Origin of the sequence: uncultured Streptococcus sp., from assembly GCF_915066115.1 — a bacterium.
Classification (GTDB): domain Bacteria; phylum Bacillota; class Bacilli; order Lactobacillales; family Streptococcaceae; genus Streptococcus.
In genome coordinates this window covers 1-3,461 of record NZ_CAJZDT010000160.1, presented here as the reverse complement: position 1 = coordinate 3,461, position 3,461 = coordinate 1, and the positions used below count along the sequence as shown (strand labels likewise).

Genomic DNA, 3,461 nt, shown 5'->3' with positions numbered 1-3,461 from the left:
TTACTCTTAAATAATAGAGCAACTACATTAGTAGCTTAAAAACATGATTAAACCGCTATTCTTAGGACTAGCGGTTTTTATTTTTATGTGCCAGGGGGAAAAAAGGGAAAGGAATCTTTAAAAGTGAGGAGAGTTAGATTGAAAGAATCATATTGGTAAATCGAAATGATAGATATTTGTATCATGTCATAAATCGTTATCAAACGATAATATTGATTTTCTTACAAATTAAGAGTATAATTTATAAAAATGAGTGTTCACTCAATTTTTGTGAAATTAAGGAGTAAAGAAAATGGTTGTTGAAGCAATAGAGTACAGTCGTTTCGGTAACGAAGAGGTCTTGGATTTGCTGAAGATAGACTCTACAGCCTTGGAGGTAAATCAGGTGAGAGTAGAAGTTCATGCTGTTGGTTTAAATCCTATTGATTATAAAACTTTTGAGGGAGCGAAACCCCTTCGATTTCTATCTTTTATAACGAAATTAAGGAAACCAAGTCGTTGGTTTGAATCTAAATCATCTTTATTTCCAAGAGGTGTGGGGAGAGATTTTTCTGGAGTTATTACAGAAGTTGGAAATGAAGTAACTAGGTTTTCAGTAGGAGATAAGGTGTTTGGAACAATGATTAGCGATCCTGGTTTGGGAACTAATAGGGGAGCTTTAGCAACAGAAATTTGTGTCAATGAATCAGAAATTGTATTGAAACCAGAGATGATCGACATGACTCACGCAGCTACTATGGGAGTAGCTGCTCTAACTGTGGGTGGGGCTTTTAGAAGAATCGGTTTAAATTCAAGAGATACTGTTGTTATTTCAGCTGCAGCAGGAGGTATTGGAAGTATTGCAGTACAGTATGCAGTTGCTAAGGGGGCGACAGTGATTGGAATAGCAAGTAAGAAAAATGCAGAGTATCTGAAGTCTTTAGGTGCTATACCAGTAAGTTACGAAGAGAATATCAAGAAGGCTCTTCTATCAGCTAGTCCAACGCCTATTACAAAATTTTTGGATTGTTATGGATCTGATTATGTTAGATTGGCTTTTAGTTTAGGCTTGAAGGGGACAGCTATTGGGACATTAGTACCTTCACCCTATGTTATGATAAAAGGTGCTCAGTTTACTGGTCCGAGACATTCCACATATGATGATTTTAGCACTTTAGCTGAAATGGTTTCAGACGGGAAGATTCAGCTGAAAATTGATCAAGTGTATGACTTTTCTCTAAAGTCAGTTAGAGAAGCCTATCGTAGTCTGAAAATGGGACACAGTCGAGGCAAAAAAGTCGTAAAAGTAAGAGAGTAGAAGAGAGGTGCTAGCGATGGAAAGTTTAGAACAAAAGTATGCTCAGACGTTAGAAGTTAGCAACTTGAGCTTGAAACAACGTCGAGTATTATTATCAAGCTTAAAATTATTCTCAGAAATTGGATTTGAGAATACAACGTCCAGCCTTATTGCCGAACGTGCTGGAGTGTCAGAAGGAACTGTTTTTAGTTACTTTAAAACAAAGGAAGGTATTTTAGAAGCCATTTTATCTACTTTTCTAGAGCAGGTTATTCCAGAAGTGATTGCGGATTTCTCAGAAAAAAAATTCACAGTAGATCAAGAAATTTTTCCCTTCTTTTTAAAAAGTATTGTTCGAGATAGGCTCTTTTTCATTCAGGAGAATCAAATGCATGTTAAAATTCTCTTGGGGCGTTCTTTTATTGATAAAAATCTTTCTATTCAGTTAGGAAATATTATTGTTCAATCTATAATAGAACCAATTAGCCCTGTTTTAAATCAATTTAAAGAAAAAGGACTTATTCTAAATTGGTCAAATGAAAGAATTGTTCGTTACATCTTAGCATTGAGTTTTTCTTATCTTATTCCCATGATGTTGAATGATGAAGGAACTATAAACATAGATGAAGCAGTTGATGAGATTGTTGAATGTTTGTCATCTGCCCTAATGAAAGTAAAATAAATTCTGATGTTAAAACTCACTGTTAATGGTGAGTTTTTTGGATTCAACATAAAAATCCCCAATCGAAGCGATTGAGGATTAAGCAAATGAATCTTAAACAATACCTTGTGCAATCATAGCGTTTGCTACATTTTCAAAGGCAGCAATGTTTGCTCCTGCAAGGTAGTCTTTATCAAGACCATATGTTTCTGAAGTTGTTTTAGCTGTGTTGAAGATGTTTGTCATGATGTCTTTGAGACGTCCATCAACTTCTTCACGAGTCCATGAGAGGCGAAGACTGTTTTGGCTCATTTCAAGGGCTGAAACGGCTACACCACCAGCGTTGGCAGCTTTGGCAGGTCCGTAAAGGATTCCGTTTTCTTTGTAGACTTTGATGGCATCAAGGTCGCTTGGCATGTTGGCACCTTCAGATACACAGATCACACCTTGAGCAACCAAACGTTTAGCTGCTTCACCGTTGATTTCGTTTTGAGTCGCACATGGAAGAGCGATGTCATAGTTTCCAGCGTAAGTCCATACAGAACCTTCATGATAAGTAGCAGTTGCTTTCTCAGCTGCATACTCAGTCAAACGAGCGCGACGTTTTTCTTTAACGTCAACCAAAAGATCGAAGTCGATACCATTTTCATCGATGACATAACCATTTGAGTCAGATACAGAGATAACAGTTGCACCAAGTTCAGTCGCTTTTTGAAGAGCGTATTGAGCAACGTTACCAGAACCTGAAATGACCACTTTCTTACCAGCAAAGCTGTTACCGTTAGCTTTAAGCATTTCTTCAGTATAGTAAACCAAACCGTAACCAGTTGCTTCTGGACGAATCAAGCTACCACCAAACCCAAGAGGTTTACCAGTCAAGACACCAGCATCAAATTGGTTAAGGCGTTTGTATTGACCGTAAAGGTAACCAATCTCACGTCCACCAACACCGATATCACCAGCAGGTACGTCTAGTGATGGTCCGATGTGTTTTTGCAACTCAGTCATGAAGCTTTGGCAGAAGCGCATCACTTCAGCATCTGTTTTACCTTTAGGATCGAAGTCTGATCCACCTTTACCTCCACCGATAGGAAGTCCAGTCAAGACGTTTTTAAAGATTTGTTCAAATCCGAGGAATTTCAAAATTCCTTGGTTTACAGTTGGGTGGAAACGAAGTCCGCCTTTATATGGTCCAACAGCTGAGTTGAATTGAACACGGTAGCCGCGGTTTACTTGAATTTTTCCATCACGGTCAACCCAAGGAACACGGAAAGAAATCACGCGCTCTGGTTCAGTAATACGTGCCAAGATATTTTCTTCGATATACTCAGGGTGTTTTTCAAATACAGGTTCCAAAGTGTTGAAAAATTCTTCAACAGCTTGGAGGAATTCAGCCTCGTGCCCGTTACGAGCTTTTACAGTTTCAAACACGCTTTGGATATATTCTTTAGCAGATGTCATATCGTTCTCCTTTTTGTTGTTATATTTTATTACATGAGCCATTATAGCAGAATTTTTTTGGGG

The 3,461-nt window shown here is 38.0% G+C and carries 3 protein-coding genes; 2 read left to right on the top strand and 1 reads right to left on the bottom strand.

The annotated features are described in order from the left end of the window. Positions 1–292: 292 nt before the first annotated feature. Together QZ565_RS08785 and QZ565_RS08780 are read left to right on the top strand one after the other, a co-directional pair. Positions 293–1,297, top strand: a complete 1,005-nt coding sequence (locus QZ565_RS08785) for an NADP-dependent oxidoreductase (protein ID WP_049499643.1) — start codon at positions 293–295, stop codon at positions 1,295–1,297. A 16-nt stretch (positions 1,298–1,313) separates the two neighbouring features. After that, complete coding sequence (locus QZ565_RS08780; RefSeq protein ID WP_295528357.1) at positions 1,314–1,958, top strand: TetR/AcrR family transcriptional regulator; 645 nt, start codon at positions 1,314–1,316, stop codon at positions 1,956–1,958. A gap of 93 nt (positions 1,959–2,051) precedes the next feature. On the opposite strand, the gene gdhA is transcribed toward QZ565_RS08780, so the two are convergent. Next, the gene (gene gdhA, locus QZ565_RS08775; protein ID WP_295528354.1) at positions 2,052–3,398 is read right to left on the bottom strand and encodes an NADP-specific glutamate dehydrogenase; all 1,347 of its coding nucleotides are present in this window, start codon (positions 3,396–3,398) and stop codon (positions 2,052–2,054) included. Between the last annotated feature and the right edge of the window lie 63 nt (positions 3,399–3,461).

Bases quoted from the DNA above. Each gene is read 5' to 3' on its own strand.
- QZ565_RS08785 (WP_049499643.1), top strand. From the start codon at position 293: ATGGTTGTTGAAGCAATAGAGTACAGTCGTTTCGGTAACGAAGAGGTC.
- QZ565_RS08780 (WP_295528357.1), top strand. From the start codon at position 1,314: ATGGAAAGTTTAGAACAAAAGTATGCTCAGACGTTAGAAGTTAGCAAC.
- gdhA (WP_295528354.1), bottom strand. From the start codon at position 3,398: ATGACATCTGCTAAAGAATATATCCAAAGCGTGTTTGAAACTGTAAAA.